Annotated in this window: 14 protein-coding genes; 5 read left to right on the forward strand and 9 right to left on the reverse strand. The window is 72.0% G+C overall.

Annotated features, from left to right (window positions below; translation table 11 throughout):
• Positions 1-366: 366 nt before the first annotated feature.
• Entirely contained in the window at positions 367-1,950 is a 1,584-nt protein-coding gene (gene serA / locus ACBI99_RS02910) for a phosphoglycerate dehydrogenase (RefSeq protein WP_219501156.1), read from the reverse strand.
• 237 nt (positions 1,951-2,187) lie between these two features.
• On the opposite strand from serA, the gene ACBI99_RS02915 reads away from it, so the two are divergent.
• Positions 2,188-3,042: a hypothetical protein gene (locus ACBI99_RS02915; RefSeq protein WP_219501153.1), complete on the forward strand. Its 855-nt coding sequence runs from the start codon at positions 2,188-2,190 to the stop codon at positions 3,040-3,042.
• A 48-nt stretch (positions 3,043-3,090) separates the two neighbouring features.
• A complete protein-coding gene (locus ACBI99_RS02920; protein ID WP_375071616.1) occupies positions 3,091-4,461 on the forward strand; it encodes an MFS transporter in 1,371 nt (456 codons plus the stop codon).
• On the opposite strand, the gene ACBI99_RS02925 is transcribed toward ACBI99_RS02920, so the two are convergent.
• Genes ACBI99_RS02925 through ACBI99_RS02935 form a run of 3 tightly spaced genes read right to left on the reverse strand, consistent with a single transcriptional unit; the run spans position 4,421 to position 8,171 of the window.
• Positions 4,421-6,985: an FtsX-like permease family protein gene (locus ACBI99_RS02925; protein WP_375071617.1), complete on the reverse strand. Its 2,565-nt coding sequence runs from the start codon at positions 6,983-6,985 to the stop codon at positions 4,421-4,423. The genes ACBI99_RS02920 and ACBI99_RS02925 overlap by 41 nt on opposite strands.
• On the reverse strand, positions 6,982-7,662 hold the full coding sequence (locus ACBI99_RS02930; protein ID WP_357586887.1) for an ABC transporter ATP-binding protein: 681 nt from the start codon (positions 7,660-7,662) through the stop codon (positions 6,982-6,984). Before ACBI99_RS02930 ends, ACBI99_RS02925 begins: the two co-directional genes overlap by 4 nt.
• Complete coding sequence (locus ACBI99_RS02935) at positions 7,659-8,171, reverse strand: PadR family transcriptional regulator (protein WP_219501126.1); 513 nt, start codon at positions 8,169-8,171, stop codon at positions 7,659-7,661. Before ACBI99_RS02935 ends, ACBI99_RS02930 begins: the two co-directional genes overlap by 4 nt.
• An 88-nt stretch (positions 8,172-8,259) precedes the next feature.
• On the opposite strand from ACBI99_RS02935, the gene ACBI99_RS02940 reads away from it, so the two are divergent.
• The gene (locus ACBI99_RS02940) at positions 8,260-8,817 is read left to right on the forward strand and encodes a DUF1707 and FHA domain-containing protein (protein ID WP_219501122.1); all 558 of its coding nucleotides are present in this window, start codon (positions 8,260-8,262) and stop codon (positions 8,815-8,817) included.
• Between the two features lie 107 nt (positions 8,818-8,924).
• Positions 8,925-10,469, forward strand: a complete 1,545-nt coding sequence (gene dacB / locus ACBI99_RS02945; RefSeq protein ID WP_219501119.1) for a D-alanyl-D-alanine carboxypeptidase/D-alanyl-D-alanine-endopeptidase — start codon at positions 8,925-8,927, stop codon at positions 10,467-10,469.
• 239 nt (positions 10,470-10,708) lie between these two features.
• Here the strand turns inward: dacB and ACBI99_RS02950 are convergent, their stop codons facing one another.
• The 4 genes from ACBI99_RS02950 to ACBI99_RS02965 are packed head-to-tail and all read right to left on the reverse strand — an operon-like array spanning position 10,709 to position 14,050.
• A complete protein-coding gene (locus ACBI99_RS02950) occupies positions 10,709-11,491 on the reverse strand; it encodes an ABC transporter permease subunit (protein ID WP_357586885.1) in 783 nt (260 codons plus the stop codon).
• On the reverse strand, positions 11,488-12,252 hold the full coding sequence (locus ACBI99_RS02955) for an ABC transporter permease (RefSeq protein ID WP_219501116.1): 765 nt from the start codon (positions 12,250-12,252) through the stop codon (positions 11,488-11,490). Before ACBI99_RS02955 ends, ACBI99_RS02950 begins: the two co-directional genes overlap by 4 nt.
• The gene (locus tag ACBI99_RS02960) at positions 12,249-13,001 is read right to left on the reverse strand and encodes an ABC transporter ATP-binding protein (protein WP_219501113.1); all 753 of its coding nucleotides are present in this window, start codon (positions 12,999-13,001) and stop codon (positions 12,249-12,251) included. The genes ACBI99_RS02955 and ACBI99_RS02960 overlap by 4 nt, the downstream gene beginning before the upstream one ends.
• On the reverse strand, positions 12,998-14,050 hold the full coding sequence (locus ACBI99_RS02965) for an ABC transporter substrate-binding protein (RefSeq protein ID WP_219501110.1): 1,053 nt from the start codon (positions 14,048-14,050) through the stop codon (positions 12,998-13,000). The genes ACBI99_RS02960 and ACBI99_RS02965 overlap by 4 nt, the downstream gene beginning before the upstream one ends.
• A gap of 217 nt (positions 14,051-14,267) precedes the next feature.
• Here ACBI99_RS02965 and ACBI99_RS02970 point away from each other — a divergent pair, with 217 nt between their 5' ends.
• Positions 14,268-15,446 (forward strand): amidohydrolase family protein, encoded by a 1,179-nt coding sequence (locus ACBI99_RS02970; RefSeq protein ID WP_219501107.1) that lies wholly within the window; start codon positions 14,268-14,270, stop codon positions 15,444-15,446.
• On the opposite strand, the gene ACBI99_RS02975 is transcribed toward ACBI99_RS02970, so the two are convergent.
• Entirely contained in the window at positions 15,411-16,583 is a 1,173-nt protein-coding gene (locus tag ACBI99_RS02975; protein WP_357586883.1) for a helix-turn-helix domain-containing protein, read from the reverse strand. The genes ACBI99_RS02970 and ACBI99_RS02975 overlap by 36 nt on opposite strands.
• Positions 16,584-16,633 lie beyond the last annotated feature (50 nt).

Raw genomic sequence — 16,633 nt, forward strand, 5'->3', positions numbered from 1 at the left:
CGGCCTCGTTCTCGTGCTCGTCGGCGCTGTTCCAGGCATACATCTCGTACATGAGGTGACTCATCTCGTTTCGCGGGGCGTCGGATGTGTGAAGTCGGATCCCGGTCGCGAATCCGCCCGGGCCTGTGTTCGCGGTCCGGATCACGGACCGGCGAAGGAGGGACTTACCGGCCGACAGCAACGCCACTCACCGCGGCGAGTCGTCGACCTGCCCTAACAGGCCCCGCCGCGGCAGGTAATGAGTACGAGAACCTGGCGCATTACTCGTCAGACTACCAGCGCGTCTCGTTGGATGTCCTACTATCTCGCATCCTGAGACACGAAGGAGGGGCCACCGGTGCGGCGGCCCCTCCTGTCGGGAGTGCGTCAGAGGTCGACCGAGCGGCCGCTCTCCGCGCCGATCTCGGAGCCGATCTGCTCCAGCACGTCGGACGGGATCGCGGTGTCGACGGTCAGCGCGATGAGCGCCTTGCCGCCCTTGACGTCACGGGCCACCTGCATCGAGGCGATGTTGATGCCCTGCTCGCCGAGGATGCGGCCGACGACGCCGACGACTCCGGGCCGGTCGGTGTAGGTGAAGAACGACAGGTGCTCGGTCGGCTCGATCTCCATCTGGTAGCCGTTGACCTCGACGATCTTGGTGATCTGCCGGGGGCCGGAGAGCGTGCCGGACACCGAGACGTGGCGGCCGTCGGCCAGCACGCCGCGCACGGTGATCACGTTGCGCCAGTCGGGGCTGTCGGAGCTGGTGACCAGCTCGACGGCGATGCCCCGGTCCTTGGCCAGCAGCGGCGCGTTGACGTACGTGACCTGCTCCTCGATCACGTCGGCGAAGACGCCCTTGAGGGCGGCGAGCTCGATGACCCGCACGTCCTGGGCGGCGATCTCGCCGCGGACCTCGATGTCGAGCTTGGTGGCCACCTCGCCGGCCAGCGCGGTGAAGACCCGGCCCAGCTTCTCGGCGAGCGGCAGGCCCGGCTTGACGTCCTCGGCGACGGCGCCGCCCTGGACGTTGACCGCGTCGGGCACGAACTCGCCGGCCAGGGCCAGCTTGACGCTGCGCGCGACCTGGGTGCCGGCCTTCTCCTGGGCCTCGTGCGTGGAGGCGCCCAGGTGCGGCGTGACGACGACCTGGTCGAGCTCGAACAGCGGGCTGTCGGTGCACGGCTCCTTGGCGAACACGTCGAGGCCGGCGCCGGCGACGCGACCTTCCTTGATCGCCGAGTAGAGGGCGGCCTCGTCGACGATGCCGCCGCGGGCCACGTTGATGATCCGCACCGACGGCTTGACCTCGTGCAGCTCGCGGTCGCCGATGAGACCCAGGGTCTCCTTGGACTTGGGCAGGTGGACGGTGATGAAGTCGGCCTGCTTGAGCACCTCGTCGAGGCTGAGCAGCTTGACGCCCATCTGCGCGGCGCGGGCCGGCGGCAGGTAGGGGTCGTAGGCGATCAGCTCGACGCCGAACGGCTGCAGCCGCTGGGCCACGAGCTGGCCGATCTTGCCGAGGCCGAGGATGGCGACGACCTTCTCGTCGAGCTCGACGCCGGTGTACTTGGACCGCTTCCACTCGCCGTTCTTCAGCGCGGCGTGGGCCTGCGCGGTGTTGCGGGCGCTGGCCAGGATGAGCGCCACGGTCTGCTCGGCGGCGCTGGTGATGTTGGAGGTGGGCGCGTTGACCACCATCACGCCGGCCTTGGTGGCCGCCTCGACGTCGACGTTGTCGAGGCCGACGCCGGCGCGCGCGACCACGCGCAGCTTGGGCGCGGCGGCGATGGCCTCAGCGTCGACCTGGGTGGCGGAGCGGACGATGAGCGCGTCCACGTCGGCCAGGGCGGGCAGCAGCTGGGAACGGTCGGCGCCGTCGGTGTGGCGGACCTCGAAATCGGCGCCGAGGACGGCGAGACCGGCCTCGGACAGCTCCTCTGCTACCAGAACGACGGGCTTGTTCACGAGTGTTGGATCCTTAGGCGAGCGGCGGGCGGGAGGGACACGTCCCTGGGTCCCTCGGAGCCCTCAGAGTCTATCCACCGCTTGTGAACGCGTTCACGAGAGACCCAGCATTCGAGACGCCTCCCGCGGTACCCAGCACCCGGAAACTCATCCACACTGCACCCATCTTTGTCTTGATCGGGAGATTTATTGGCCATTAGCCTGATAAGCCGTGGCCTACTACCTATGGTTCGTCATATGAGCATCGGGAATCCTGCGCTTGCCGACGTGCTCGCCCAGCATGGTGGTCCGCACCGCCTGCTGGCGGCTCTCGCTGACTGTGGAGTCCTGGTGGCCGTGCGACCAGATCGATCCGTCGTCCTCGGGACGACCCAGGCCGGTGACCGGGTCCTGCTCGGCTACACCAGCGCGGTGACCTATGCCCGGCACCGCGGCGGCCATTCCCTGTCGGCATGCGACGCCGACACCATCCTCGACATCCAGCGCGTCACCGGCGTGCGGGAGATCGTGATCGACGCCGCAGGCCCCGCCGCCGCCGCCGTCCCCATCGACGACCTGGCGCGCTTCCTCACCTCCACCCGTACGGGCCCGACGCCGGTCCTGTCGGGAGCCGCGCCGGCCGCCTACGCGACGGGCGCGATGGCCACGGTGTCGCGCGGGACCGTGATGGCGCAGGCGGCCCCCGCCTCGCCCGAAGCGCCCCCGATGCCGTGGATCCCGGCGCCGCGCCCGCACCTGTCGGGCCCGATGCAGCAGGTCGACCCCGGCTACCGGCGTTGCACGCACCCGATCCTGCCCGCGCTGCGCCAGGCGATCGCCCAGCTCCTCCAGGACTTCCCGCTGGTGCACCACGTGTGGATCTCCGAGGCCCGTACGGCGTCCGGCGCGACCGGGATCATGCTGCACGTGAAGGTGCACATGTCGGCCGCCGAGGACGTCGTGCGCGACCTGCACCGGGGCGCCAGGGCCCGGCTGCCGCAGTTCGCGGCCAGCGGGGCGCCGATCCTGATGGCCCGGGTCGCGGACTCGCGCAGCGAGCGCCGGATGATCGAGATCGGGGCGCACGTGGTCTGCGCGAACGTCCACGAATAGCGAAACTGGGCCCTACCGAACAAGCCTCTGCTCGGCTTCAATGAGGCCATGATCGCACCCGGCGTGGCCGCCCCCACGGTCTCCAGTGGCGTGCGCCTGGGCTACGGCGTCGGGTCGTTCTGCACCGCGACCTTCACCGCCGTGCCCGGGCTGCTGCTGCTGTACTACATGACCAATTTTCTGGCGGTGCCCGCGTGGCTGGCGGGGGTCGTGGTGACGGCGCCCAAGGTGTGGGACCTGCTGATCAACCCGCTGGTGGGCCGCTGGTCCGACCGCACCGCCTCACGGCTCGGCCCGCGCCGCCCGTGGCTGCTGGCGGGCGCGTGCACGCTGCCCGTCGCGTTCTTCCTGGTATTCGCCGGCCCGCCGCTGACCGGCGTCCCCGCCGCTCTGTACGTGGGCGCCTGCTTCCTGGCGGCGGCCACGGCCTACGCCCTGTTCGAGGTGCCGTACAAGGCGATGCCCGCCGAGATGACCGACGACTACCACGAGCGGACGTCGCTGCTGCAGTGGCGGATGGTGTTCGTCGGCGCGGGCACCGCGATCGCCGGCATCGCCGCCCCGGCCATCGTCAACAGCCAGGGCGACAGCGGCACGCTGGACAGCTACCGGCTGATGGGCGTGGTGATCGCCGTCGTGCTGCTCGCCGCCATGCTGGGCTCGTTCCTCGGCACGGCCCGCGCCCCCATGACGGGCGCCCCGCAGGCCGACACCGGCAGCCTGATCAGGCAGTTCGCCGTGGTCAGGGGCAACGCGTCGTTCCTGTGGCTGACGGTGCTGAGCTGCACCCAGCAGCTCGCGGTGGCCATCATGCTGGCCGCCGCGCCGTACTTCGCCGCGTACACGATCGGCGACCCGAAGGCCACGACCTCGCTGTTCGCGGCGCTGGTGGGGCCGATGATGCTGACCATGCCGCTGTGGTCGTGGCTGTCCAGGCGCTTCGACAAGCGGGGCGCGATGATCCTGGCCGCGCTGACGTTCGCGACCGGCACCGCGCTGGCCCTGGCCACCCCGCTCTTCGGCGGCTGGTACGCGCACGCGATGATCCTGCTGGTGGGCACCGGGGTGGCGGGGGTGACGCTGCTGCAGTTCTCGATGCTGGCCGACGTGATCGCGCAGGACGCCGCGGACACGGGCAAGCGGCGGGCGGGCGTGTTCACCGGGCTGTGGACGGCGGTCGAGAGCGGCGTGAGCTCGTTCGGGGCGCTGATCTTCGGCGTGATCCTGTCGATGGGCGGCTTCCTGTCCTCGGAGCCGAGCAGGCCGGTCGAGCAGCCGGACAGCGCGGTGACCGCGGTGCTCGTCGGGCAGACCGCGGTCCCCGCGCTGATCATCCTGCTGTCGGTGGCGATGACGTTCGGCTACCGGATCAAGGACCCTATGCGAGCCGCCGCGCCGGCGCCGGACGGGTCCGGGTGACGAGCCCGGCCACCGCCGCGGCCAGCAGTGGCAGCCCGAGCACGACCACGGCGCAGAACACCCAGGGCACCGCGATGAGGGGCGTGCCGAGCTCGAACTGGAAGTCCCCCGGAGCGCCCGGCCGCGGGACGCGCGACCTCGTCAACAGCCAGGCCAGCGTGATGCCCGTGACCGACCCGGCGACGGCGCCGACCAGCGCGCCGAGCCCGGCGATGTAGCCGGCCTGGGCCGCCACGATGAGCCTGCGCACCCGGGGCGGCGCGCCGACGGCCGACACGGTGTCGAGGTCGCGCCGCATGTCCGCCACCGCGAGCCCGGTGGCCGCGAACGTGCCGCCGAGCACCAGCACCACGGCCAGCCCCAGGGCCAGCCAGAGCACCCCCGCGGGGTAGTCGTCGTAGCCGTTCTCCACCCTGACGTACGCGTCGCGGTGGGCCGCCCCGATCTGCGCCGCCAGCGTCGCCGGATCGGCCGGCCGGTGCGCCGCGTACAGCGTGCGCTCGCTGATCTTCAGGCCGGCCGCCCGCAACGCGGTGGCCGGGATCAGGGCGCCGGCCTGCTTCGGCTGCGCCGGGCGGGCCTCGACCGCCGGGATCTCAAGGTCGCGGCGGTCGAGGGACAGTCCGACGCGCACCTTGCCGTCGCGCACCGCTCCGGGCTGGAACACGATCGCCTTGCCCTCGGCCAGGGCCGCCGCGGCCACCGGGTCCACCCGGCCCTGCAGGAGCGCGAGCAGCCGGGCGTCCCCCACGGGCAGGTTGAACACCGCGCCGTGGCAGAAATCCCTGCACGCCTCGAACGGGGCTCGCAAATGGAGCGAGGCCTCCTCGCCCTTCTCGGTGACGGCCCGCTGCCCGCTGACCAGCGGCACCCCCGGGAGCGCCTTCTCGGCGGCGGCGCGCACCCGGGCCCACTCCCGGTCGTCCAGGCCGTTGCCCCTGATCACGAGCGTGCCCGTCGGCTCGACGGCCCAGGTGTTCTCCTTGCGGACCGTGTACTGGCTCTCGGCCCCGATGCCCAGCGTGATCGCCCCCATGGTGGCGGCCATGACCGCCGCCACGGCGGAGGCCGTACGGACCCGGTGCCGGGAGGCGTCGCGCACGGACAGCCGGAGCGGGAGCGGCAGCCGCGCGGCGAGCCGTCCGGTGGCGCGCACCAGCCACGGCGTGACGGCGACCAGCCCCAGCACGAACGGGACCACGCCGATCATGATCAGCCGTCGTTCGCTCATGAGCCCGAGCGCGCATCCGGCCAGCCCTGCCGCGATCAGGAGGAGGCCGAGGACCGGGTGGCCGGCGCGGTCGCGGGCCATGACCCGGGCCTCCCGTCCGGCGAGGACCCGCGCCGGGCTCTGCCGGGCGGCCTGCACGGCCGGGACGAGGGCGGCGATCACCCCGGTGGCCGTGCCGAGCAGGACGACGCCGAGGATCTGGAGCCAGGGCACGTCGGGCGGGCCGTAGCCGCCGATCATCTCGCGCACCAGCGGCGCCGGGGCGATCGCGGCGGCGATGCCGAGCGCCGCCCCGGCCGGCGTCGCGATCCCGCCGAGCACCAGCCCGTCCGCCAGCACGATCAGCTTCAGGTGGGCCGGGGAGCCGCCGTGGGCGGCGATCACGGCCAGCTCCCGGCGCCGCCGGCGCAGCCCGACCGCGAAGGCCGGCCCGGCGAGCAGGACGGTCTCCACGATGACGAGCACGCCGGCCACGGCGGCGGCGATCACCACGTCGGTGTCCCTGGGGGAGTACGCCGGGTACAGGCGCGGGACCGCGGGCGGGTCCTCGATGACCGCGCGGGACTCGACGCGGAGCCCCGAGGCGTTCAGCCGGCGCACCTGGTCCCAGCCGACCGGAGCGGGCGCGTCGGCGAGCCAGCCGGTGCCGTGCCCGTCCTCCTTGTCGCGCAGCAGCGTGCCCGGCAGGCTCACGATTTCGCGCTGCAGCGCGTGGTAGGGGTACTCGACGACGCCGACCACCCGCACCTGGCGGCGCTCGGCCAGCACGCTCATCGGCCCGCCCAGGCGCACGTCGAGGCCGAGCACCGCGGGCGTCACCGCGACCTCGTCCGGCGCGGCCGGGAAGCGGCCCTGGAGCAGCGGGCGCATCCCGCGCGTCATGGGATCGCGCAGATCCACCTCCGTGACGCCGGCCACGTCCTCGCCGTTCGGCAGGTTCACCATCACCGAGCCGCGGTTCAGGGGGATGAGCCGGGCGTCGAGCAGCGCGCCGACCTCGGCCTGCGTCCACGGCCGCGTGGACTTCGGCGTTCCTTTCGCCTCCTTGAAGACGCCGGAGACGTCCTGCCTGATCGGCCCGCGAACCTCGGTCGTGGCGATCTGCGCGTCGGCCGCGCCCAGGGCCCTGGTCAGGCCCTCCCGCCTGGAGACGTCGCCGGTGGCGAGCCCGGTCAGCAGGGTGGAGATCACCAGCACCGGGAGGCCGATCATCACCGTGATCAGCGTGCTGCGGCCCTTCGCGCGCAGGGCGTCCCTGCGGGAGAGGCGTAGAGCCGCGCGGAAGGCGCTCATCGGGCGCTCTCCAGCCGCACGGCCGCCGCGTCCGCGATCGCGCCGTCGCGCAGGTAGACGACCCGGTCGGCCCAGGCGGCGTAGCGGGGCTCGTGGGTGACGAGCAGCACGGCGGCGCCCGCGTCGCAGCGCTCGCGCAGCAGCCGCAGGATGCCGTCGCCGGTCGCGGTGTCGAGCGCGCCGGTGGGCTCGTCGGCCAGCAGCAGCCGCCGCTCCCCTGCCAGCGCCCTGGCGATGGCCACCCGCTGGCGCTGACCGCCCGACAGCTCCTCGGGGAAGCGGTCGGCGACCTGGCCGGCGCCCACCTCCTCCAGCGCGGCCTCCGCCTCCTCACGGGCCCGGCCCGCGGCCACGCCGTCGAGCTCGCGGGGCAGCATCACGTTCTCGGCGGCCGTCAGGGACGGGATCAGGTTGAGGTCCTGGAACACGTACCCGACGCTCCTGCGGCGTAAGGCGGCCAGATCCTTGACGGCGGCCAGGTCGGCGCCCTCGATCACGACGCTGCCGGAGGTGGGCCGGTCGAGGCCGCCCGCCACGTTGAGCAGGGTGGACTTGCCGGAGCCCGACGGGCCCATCACCGCGACCAGCTCGCCGCGCGCGACGTCGAGGCTCACGCCCTTGAGCGCGTGCACGTCCCCGTGGGTCCGGGTCACCTCACGCAGGCTCACCACAGTCATGCGTTCTTCTCCTTGAGTACGGCCTCGCAGTGGTCCAGCCAGCGCTGTTCCGCCTCGGCCTTGAAGATCATCGAGTCGATCACGAGCCGTTGCGCCGGTCCGCCCGTCCCTCGGTGCTTGGCCCTGGTCAGCTCCTGGAGCATGCGCATGGTGGCCATGCGCTGGGCCAGGATCACCGCGGCCACGTCCACGTCGGCGGCGGCCACGGCCATCGCGATCTTGATGACCAGCTCGTCGCGGGGCCGGTCGGTCTGGCCGACGGGGGTGGCGAACCACTCCGCCAGCTCCCGCCGGCCGGATTCGGTTATCTCGTAGACCGCGCGCCCCTGCTCGTCGGTGCCGCCGGGCGTGACGAGGCCGTCACGTTCCATGCGGGAGAGCGTCGTGTAGACCTGGCCGATGTTCAGCGGCCAGGTCGCCCCCGTCGACGCCTCGAACTCCACCCTGAGCTGGTAGCCGTAACGCGGCCCGCTGCTCAGCAACGCGAGCAGCCCGTGCCTGATCGACATGAATACTCAGTATGCATACTGAGTATCCTCGCCGCAACAGATCCGCGTATTCTGGACAGCGAACGCGGTTCAGGCCGATACTCAGGGCATGAGCTCGACGCACCCGCCGTTCCGCGCATCCGACGGTGAGCGTGACCGCGCGATCGGCGAGCTGCGTGACCGCGCGGTCGAAGGGCGGATCTCCCACGACACCTTCGTGGGCCGCGTCGACCAGGCGCTGCGGGCGCGCAACCAGGAGGAGCTCGACGCGCTCGTCGCCGATCTGCCCAGGCGGCCGACGTTCCGGGGGCGGGTGACCAACCTGGTGACCAGGGTGGTCGGCGCGACCTCCGACTTCACCACCAGCCTGCAGTCCGCCTGGCGGCGGCCCCGGCTGCCCCGCCTGGCTCTGCCCGACGACGACCGGGTCCGCTACGTGGTCGGGCGCGGATCGGCGTGCGACCTGGTGCTGTCGGACCTGACGGTGTCGCGCGTCCACGCCGAGCTGCGGCGCGACGACGACGGCGGGTGGATGCTGGTCGACCTCGGGTCGCTCAACGGCACCCGGCTCAACGGCTGGCGGCTGGTGGGCCCGGCCAAGGTGCGCTCGGGGGACGAGATCTCGTTCGGCGACTGCGGCTTCCTGGTGAGCTCCGCCCTCCCGTAACGGCCGGCCGCCGGTAAAGATACGGATATTTGCGGATTACAGCCCGCAGGCGCTCCTCGATGATCCGAAGGCGAGACCCCCAAGTCGCAGCCCCTTTGGAGACCCCCATGCGGCGCACCTCTGCATCCCTCGTCGCGGGCGCGCTCGTCGCGGCCCTCGCGTGGGCGTCAGGCCCCTCCTCCCCCGCGATCGCCCTCGAACCGTCACCCGGCCTGGCCGACCTGGCCCAGGACATCAACCAGATCCTCGGCGACTCGCGGCTGACCATCGCCCAGGCGGGCGTGCTCGTCAAGAGCGCCACCACCGGCGAGGAGCTGTACGCGACCGACGCTGGCAAGCTGCTGCTCCCGGCGTCCAACACCAAGCTGTTCACCTCGGCCGCGGCGGCGGAGACGCTCGGCCTCGACTACCGCTTCCCCACCACCGTGCTCAACGGCGGCCGCAAGCACGGCTCGGTGCTCCGCGGCGACCTGGTGCTGCGCGGCACCGGCGACCCGACGATGCTGGCCGAGGACTACGACGCGCTGGCCAAGAAGGTGGCCGACGCGGGCGTCAAGGTCGTCACCGGCAAGCTGGTGGCCGACGACACCTGGTTCGACGACGTACGGCTCGGCACGGACTGGGCGTGGGACGACGAGACGGCCTACTACGCGGCGCCGATCTCCGCCCTGACCACGTCGCCGGACCGCGACTACGACGCCGGCTCGGTGATCGTGGGCGTGGCGGTGGACGGCGGCCAGGTCAAGGTGACGACCACCCCGGAGACCGGCTACCTGAAGATCGTGAACAAGGCCACGGTCGGCGCCGAGACCGACGTGCTGATCCAGCGCCTGCACGGCACCCGTACCGTGGAGATCACCGGCACGGTGGCCGGGTCCTACCAGGAGTGGGTGTCCGTCGACGACCCCACGGCCTACACCGCCTCCCTGTTCCGCGACGCGCTGGCCAAGCACGGCGTGCGGGTGCTCGGCAAGACCGTGTCCGGCGCCGCGCCGTCGGGCGCCGGGGAGCTGGCCAGGCACGAGTCGATGCCGCTGAGCGAGCTGCTGGTGCCGTTCATGAAGCTGAGCAACAACATCCACGCCGAGATCCTCGTCAAGGCCATGGGCCGCAAGGTCGCCGGCCAGGGCACCTGGGCGGCGGGGCTCAAGGTCGCCACGGACTTCGCCAAGGCCAACGGCGTGCAGGTGCTGAACATGCGGGACGGCTCCGGGCTGTCGCGGCGCGACGGGTTCACGCCCGCCTCGATCGTGCAGCTGCTGACGGCGGTGCGGGGCAAGCCGTGGTTCGAGAGCTGGTACGCGTCGCTGCCGGTCGCCGGCAACCCGGACCGCTTCGTCGGCGGCACGCTGCGCAGCCGGATGCGCGGCACGCCCGCGGCCGACAACGTGCGGGCCAAGACCGGCTCGCTCACCGGCGTGACCGCCCTGTCCGGGTACGTCACCAGCGCCGACGGTGAGCCGCTGGTGTTCGCCATCATGCTCAACCAGTACCTGTCGGGCTCGCCGAAGGACATCGAGGACAAGATCGCGATCCGGCTGGCGCAGTTCAAGCGCGGCGCGGCGGTGGACGGGACGCCCGCCCAGCTCCGCACCGCCGCCGAGACGGCCGGGGACCTGGAGTGCTCCTGGCTGAAGCCGGTGATGTGCTAGCCCCGGAGCGGGTGGAGCTCCAGGTATAGCGCCGATTTTCAGGACATAGCCGACGGGTGGCGGCCAGAATTCAGGGTCAAGCCCGGGAGCGCCGGGCACGACCGGCCCCACCCGCCGGTCTCCCACCGCACGCCCGCCGCGCTCCCCTCCGGCGGGCCCGGCCGCCACTCCCCCGCATCGGACCGCGGCCGGGCCCGCACCACCCGGCCCAGCGGGCGCCGGAGAGACACGCCGGCACGTCAGCGGGTGTCGGAGAAACGCGCCAGGACGAGCGACTCGACGACGCCCACCGCCGCGTACGCCACGATCGACACGCTGGTGACGACCACGATGTCCGCCCACACCTCGTCGTAGCGGAAGCCGCCGATCGCGCGCAGGATCTCGGCCCCGATCCCCTGCCCGGTGGCCAGCCACTCGGCGATGAGCGCGCCGATGATCGACGACGGCACCGAGATGCGCGCCGAGGCGAACACCGAGGGCATCGCCGTGGGCACCGCCACCTTGCGCAGCACCGTCGTCCGCGTCCCGCCATAGGCCATGACCAGGTCGGTGGCCTGCGGCGACGCCGAGCGCAGCCCGAAGGCGATGTTCACCAGCGCCGGGAAGAACACCACGATCCCGCCGATGACGGCCACGCCGAGCAGGTCGCGCCCGAACACGAGCGTGATCAGCGGCGTCATGACCACCAGCGGCACCGACCGCAGCAGCATCGCGACCGGCATGAACGTCTGCTCGACCGTACGGAACAGCACGAACGTCATGGCGACGACCACGGCCGCGACCATGCCGGTGGTGAACCCGATGGCCGCGTCCCTGATCGTGATGCCGAGCGCGCCGAACACGGCGTCGCGGTGCGCGGCGGCCTCCGGCGCGGTGAACAGGTACTCCCACACCTGGTGAGGCCGCTTGCCGACGAGCGGGCTGATGCCGAACGCCTCCAGGAACAGCCACCAGGCGGCCACCACGATGAGCACGGAGGGCAGCAGCGGGCCGACGACCCGCAGCACGGTACGGCCGATCACAGCGCGGACCCCGTTTCGGCTCTGCCCGTCGACCAGGGCGTCACCAGCCGGGCGACGAGCGCGACTACCCCGTACCCGAGACCGGCGATCAGCCCCGCGACGAGGGCCAGCCCCCACGTGCGCGGCACCTGGAACTGCTGCTGGGAGATCATCAGCGAGACGCCGAGCCCCTGGTCGTTGCTGCCGAGGTATTCGCCGATGATGGCGCCGAGCAGCGCGGACGGGGCGGAGATCTTCAGCCCGGCGAACGTGCTGGGCAGCGCCGAGATGATCTGCACGTGGCGCAGCTTGGCCAGCTTGCCGCCCCCGTAGACGGTGATGAGGTCGAGGCTGGCGCGGTCGGCCGAGCGGAGCCCGAGCAGGGCGCCGATGAGCGTGGTGAAGAACACCGAGATCGCCGCCAGGAACACCACCGTCGCCTCGCCGCCGAACACGACGAGGATGATCGGCCCGATGGCCAGCAGCGGGATGCAGTAGCTGATCACCGCGAGCTGGGTGGCGACGGCTTCGAGCCTGGGGACGAGCAGGACGAGCACCGCGACGCCGATCGCCAGCCCGTTGCCCCACAGGAACCCCTGGAGCGCCGCCGTCAGCGTGGCCGACACGTTCGGCCCGTAGAAGCCCCAGCCGTCGGCGGCCATCCCGGCGAGCACCGCCCACGGCGTGGGCACGGCGCCGTCGCCGGCGAACACCGTGGCGGCGAGCAGCCACCAGAGCCCGACCAGGGCGACGACGCCGAGCAGGCCGTGCAGCCGCCTCATGAGCCGTGCCCGAACAGCAGGTCGCTGAGGTGGTCGTGGTAGGCGTGGAACTCCGGGGTGCGCATCATGTCGGGCGTGCGCGGGCGCGGCAGGTCGATCGGGACCAGCTCCACGACGCGGCCGGGGCGCGGGCTCATCACGGCGACCACGTCCGACAGGAACACCGCCTCGCCGATGCCGTGGGTGACCATGAGCGTGGTGGCGGGCTTCTCGGTCCAGATGCGCAGCAGCTCCAGGTTGAGCCGCTGCCTGGTCATGTCGTCCAGCGCGCCGAACGGCTCGTCGAGCAGCAGCACGCTGGGCTTGACGACGAGCGCGCGGGCGATGGACACGCGCTGGCGCATGCCGCCCGACAGCTCGGCGGGCCGGGCCTTCTCGAAGCCCTCCAGGCCGACGAGCTTGATCAGGTCCTCGATCACGCCGGGCTCCGGCTTCAGCCCGGCGACCTCCAGCGGCAGCCGGATGTTGGCGTGCACGCTGCGCCAGGGCAGCAGCGCCGAGTCCTGGAAGGCGATGCCGAGGTGGTGGCTCCTGCGCAGCTCCTCGGGCGACTCGCCGTTGACGCGGATCTCGCCGGACGTCGGCTCCTCCAGCCCGGCCAGGATGCGCAGCACGGTCGACTTGCCGCAGCCCGACGGGCCGAGCAGCGACAGGAACGAGCCCTTGGGGGTCTCCAAGTCGACGCCCTCGACGGCAGTGACGCCCTTGCCGAAGGTCTTGCTCAGCCCGGTGATCGAGATGCCGCTCATGCGAGCTTCAGGCTCGGGTCGGCCTGGTAGACCTCGTCCAGGACCGACAGGTCGAACAGCTGCTCGGCCTTGACGGCGAGACCGGCCTTGCCCAGCGACTCGACGTTCTGCGCGATCAGCTCGGGCGTCATCGTGAACAGCCCGTTGGCCTTGGCGTCCGGGGTGACGACGAGCTCGTTCTGCATCTTGGCCTCCTCGGTCTGCTCCTTGACGTCGAGGTTGAGGTCCTTGCCGTAGGTGTTGGCGGCCATCTCGGCGGACTTGGCCGGATCGGCGACGGCGTCCTTCCAGCCCTTGATCTCGGCGGTCAGGAACGCCTTGAGCTTGTCGCGCTCGTTGTCGATCGTCTCCTGGCGGACCGTGAACGTCTCGGCGGCCAGCGGCAGGCCGTGGTCGGCGAACAGCAGGTAGGTGGCGTCCACGCCCTGCATCTTCAGCCGGACCGGGCCGCTGGTGACGAAGCCGACGTAGCCGTCGAGCTGGCCGGAGGTGAGCATGGACGGGTCCGACTGGAACGGCACCCGCGTCACGCTCGCCGGGTCGATCTCGTTGGCCTTGAGCAGCGCGTTCCACACCAGCTCGTTGGAGTCCTGGACGCCGATGCGCTTGCCGACCAGGGCCTTGGGGTCCTCGATCGGGTTCTTGCCGAGGGAGATGATGGCGAACGGGTTCTTCTGGAACGTCGCGCCGACGATCTTGAGCTGGGCGCCCTGGAGGACGGCGGGCGCGGTGATCGTGGGCGCCGACAGGCCGATCCAGCAGCGGCCGGTGGCCAGGCCCGACTCGACCGAGGTGCCGGAGCCGCCGCCGGACAGCAGCTCGACCTGGGAGAACCCGGCGGCCTTGTAGTAGCCCTTGCTGTCGGCGAAGTACTCGCCGGCGAACTCGACGTTCTTCTTCCACGACAGCTGCAGCTTCACGGCGCCGAACCCGCCGCCTTCGCCACCGCCGCCGGTGGACGTGCCGCCGCCACCGCAGGCGGCCAGCCCGAGCGCCAGCCCGGCCAGACCAGACGTCCGCAGGAACGCACGACGGTCGAGGGAAGCCATGATTCTCCTTGGGCTGAGCGATGAACGTGCAGGTCAGGAAGCTATACATCGATTATTACCATCGTGTGACAGAGTTTCGGCCACCTCGTCCGCCCGCACCCCGGTTTCCGCGCACGCAGGCAAAACACGGGGCCGATTCTGTAGCTCCCTACGAGCGCGCCACGCGAGGTCCGTAGATCCCTCCAGGTCGGGAGCGGGTCAGGTACCGTCGGGTGGAATGAGACTGGACGGAATCCCGCTTTGGGACGGCACTGAACCACGCGGCCCGGTGGACCTCACCTGGGAGCCGGACCGGATCACCGGCGTGACCCCGGCGGCGCCGCGCGACGACGACCTGTGCGTCATCCCCGGCCTGGTGGACACGCACGTCCACCTGATCGGCTACGCGGGCGACGGCTCGGCCGACTTCACCACCTGGCCGCTGGTCACCACCCGCGACGAGCAGGTGCTGCACGGCGTCGCGCACGCCCAGCGGGCCATGCGCCACGGCGTCACGACCCTGCGCGACCTGGCCGGGGACGAGGCGCAGGTGGCCATCCGCCGGGCCTTCGACGCCGGCATCCTGCCCGGCCCGCGCATCCAGGTCCACGGCGTGGTGGGGATGACCGCCGGGCACAACGACCTGTTCGTGCCGCCCGCGTTCCCGCTGCGCAAGCCCACCGCCGACGGCCCGGACGAGTGCCGCAAGCTGGTGCGCGCCTGGGCCCGCGCCGGCATGGACGGCATCAAGCTCACGACCAGCGGCGGCGTGCTGTCCATCGGCGACAAGAGCGTCTGGCGCAACTACACCCGCGAGGAGATCCGGGCCGTCGTCGACGAGGCGCACGCGCTCGGCATGCTCGTCGCCTCGCACGCCCACACCGAGGACGGCATCCGGGTGGCCGTCGAGGAGGGCGTCGACTCCATCGAGCACGGCACGCTGATGAGCCGCGACCTGGCCGAGAAGCTGGCCGCCCAGCGCACCCCGGTCGCGCCCACGCTGCTGATCAACGAGGCCATCACCGAGGGCCGCGTCCCGGTCCCCGAGGACGCCCGGATCAAGGCCGGCGAGCTGGTGGTCCAGCGTGACGCGCTGTTCGCGGAGGCGGCCAGGCTCGGCGTCCGGTTCGTGCTGGGCACCGACGCCAACGGCCACCACGTGCAGTTCGGCGACCAGCTCGCCGAGATCGTGCACATGACCCGGGTGTTCGGCATGGACGCGGGCGCGGCGCTGCGCGCGGCCACCTCCGACGCCGCCGACGCGATCCGCATGCCCGTCGGCCGGATCGCCCCCGGTCTCGGCGCCGACCTGCTCGTGATGCGCGGGCGGCCGTGGGAGCGCATCGAGGACCTGACCGTGGACAACATCGTCGCCGTGGTGTCACGGGGTCACGTCGTCGCCGGCCGCCTCCCCTGACCTGTGCTGTCCTGACCCGAGCTGCCCTGCCCTGAGGGCCAGGTAGAGGTCCGTCCGGTCGCGCATCGACGACATGCGGCGGCCGGTCAGCTCCTCGACCCGCTGCATCCGGTAGCGCAACGTGTTGACGTGCACGTACAGCTCGTCGGCGGCGCGCTGCCAGGAGCCGCACGTCTCCAGGAACACGTCCAGCGTGCGCAGCAGCTCCGAGCCGTGGCGCGCGTCGTACTCCTCGACCGGCCCCAGCAGGTGGTCGCGGAAGGAGCGGCGCACGCCCATCGGCAGCGCGGCCAGCAGCAGGTCGTAGCTGTCGATGTCGGCCACCGACATGATCGACACCGGGCCCTCGCCGTCGCGGGCCGACTCCATGCCCCGGCGCGCGGTCTCCAGCGCCTCGCCGAGCTGCGACACGCTGGCCGTCGCGTCGCTGATGCCGGCCGCGAGCCGCAGCCCTGGCCGGTCGGCCGCCAGGGCGCGCAGCTCCTCGCTCAGCGCCTTGCGCGTCGCCCTGCCGTTGACCAGCACGATCGCCTCGTCGGCCCGGCCGCCGACGATCAGGTGGCGGCCCTTCCTGGCCAGCGCCTCGTGCAGCATCGCGGGCAGGTCGTGCCCGCCCGGCCCGCTGACCACCATCGCGGTCGTCGGCAGGCCCGGATCGGCGCCGAGCAGCCGCAGGTGCGCCGACACCTCGCCGGGCGCGATCTGCTGGGAGGCGAGCACGTCCAGCAGCGTCTGCGCGCGGCCCCGCTCGGCCCGGCGACGCTCGGCGGCGAACGCCTCCGCGACCACCGCCTCGGTGATCGCACCGAACGACTGGTCGGGCGCGGCCAGGATCAGCGGCACCCTGCGCCGCTCGCACGCCGTCACCAGCGCCTGCGGCAGCTCGCCCAGCACGATCAGGCCCACGACCAGCCCGGCGACGTCGCTCGCCCACAGCGCGTCGGCGAACCTCTCGCAGTCGGCCGGCTCGCCGTACCAGACCCCGCTGGTCAGCACCAGGTCACCGGGCCGCAGGTAGCGGCGGGGATCGGGCAGGTCCGTCGGGTACGCGCGGCGTACCTCCCGGTCGAGCGTCCCGGTGCCGGTGACGAGCGTCAGCCGGAGGTCGTCACGCGCCAACAGCTCCGCCAACCTCATGAAATCTCATGTTATGCCAGGTCAAACGGCGAAGGTTCGGAGGTTCGCAC

This window comes from Nonomuraea sp. ATR24 (assembly GCF_041950485.1).
Taxonomy (GTDB): Bacteria; Actinomycetota; Actinomycetes; order Streptosporangiales; family Streptosporangiaceae; genus Nonomuraea; species Nonomuraea ceibae.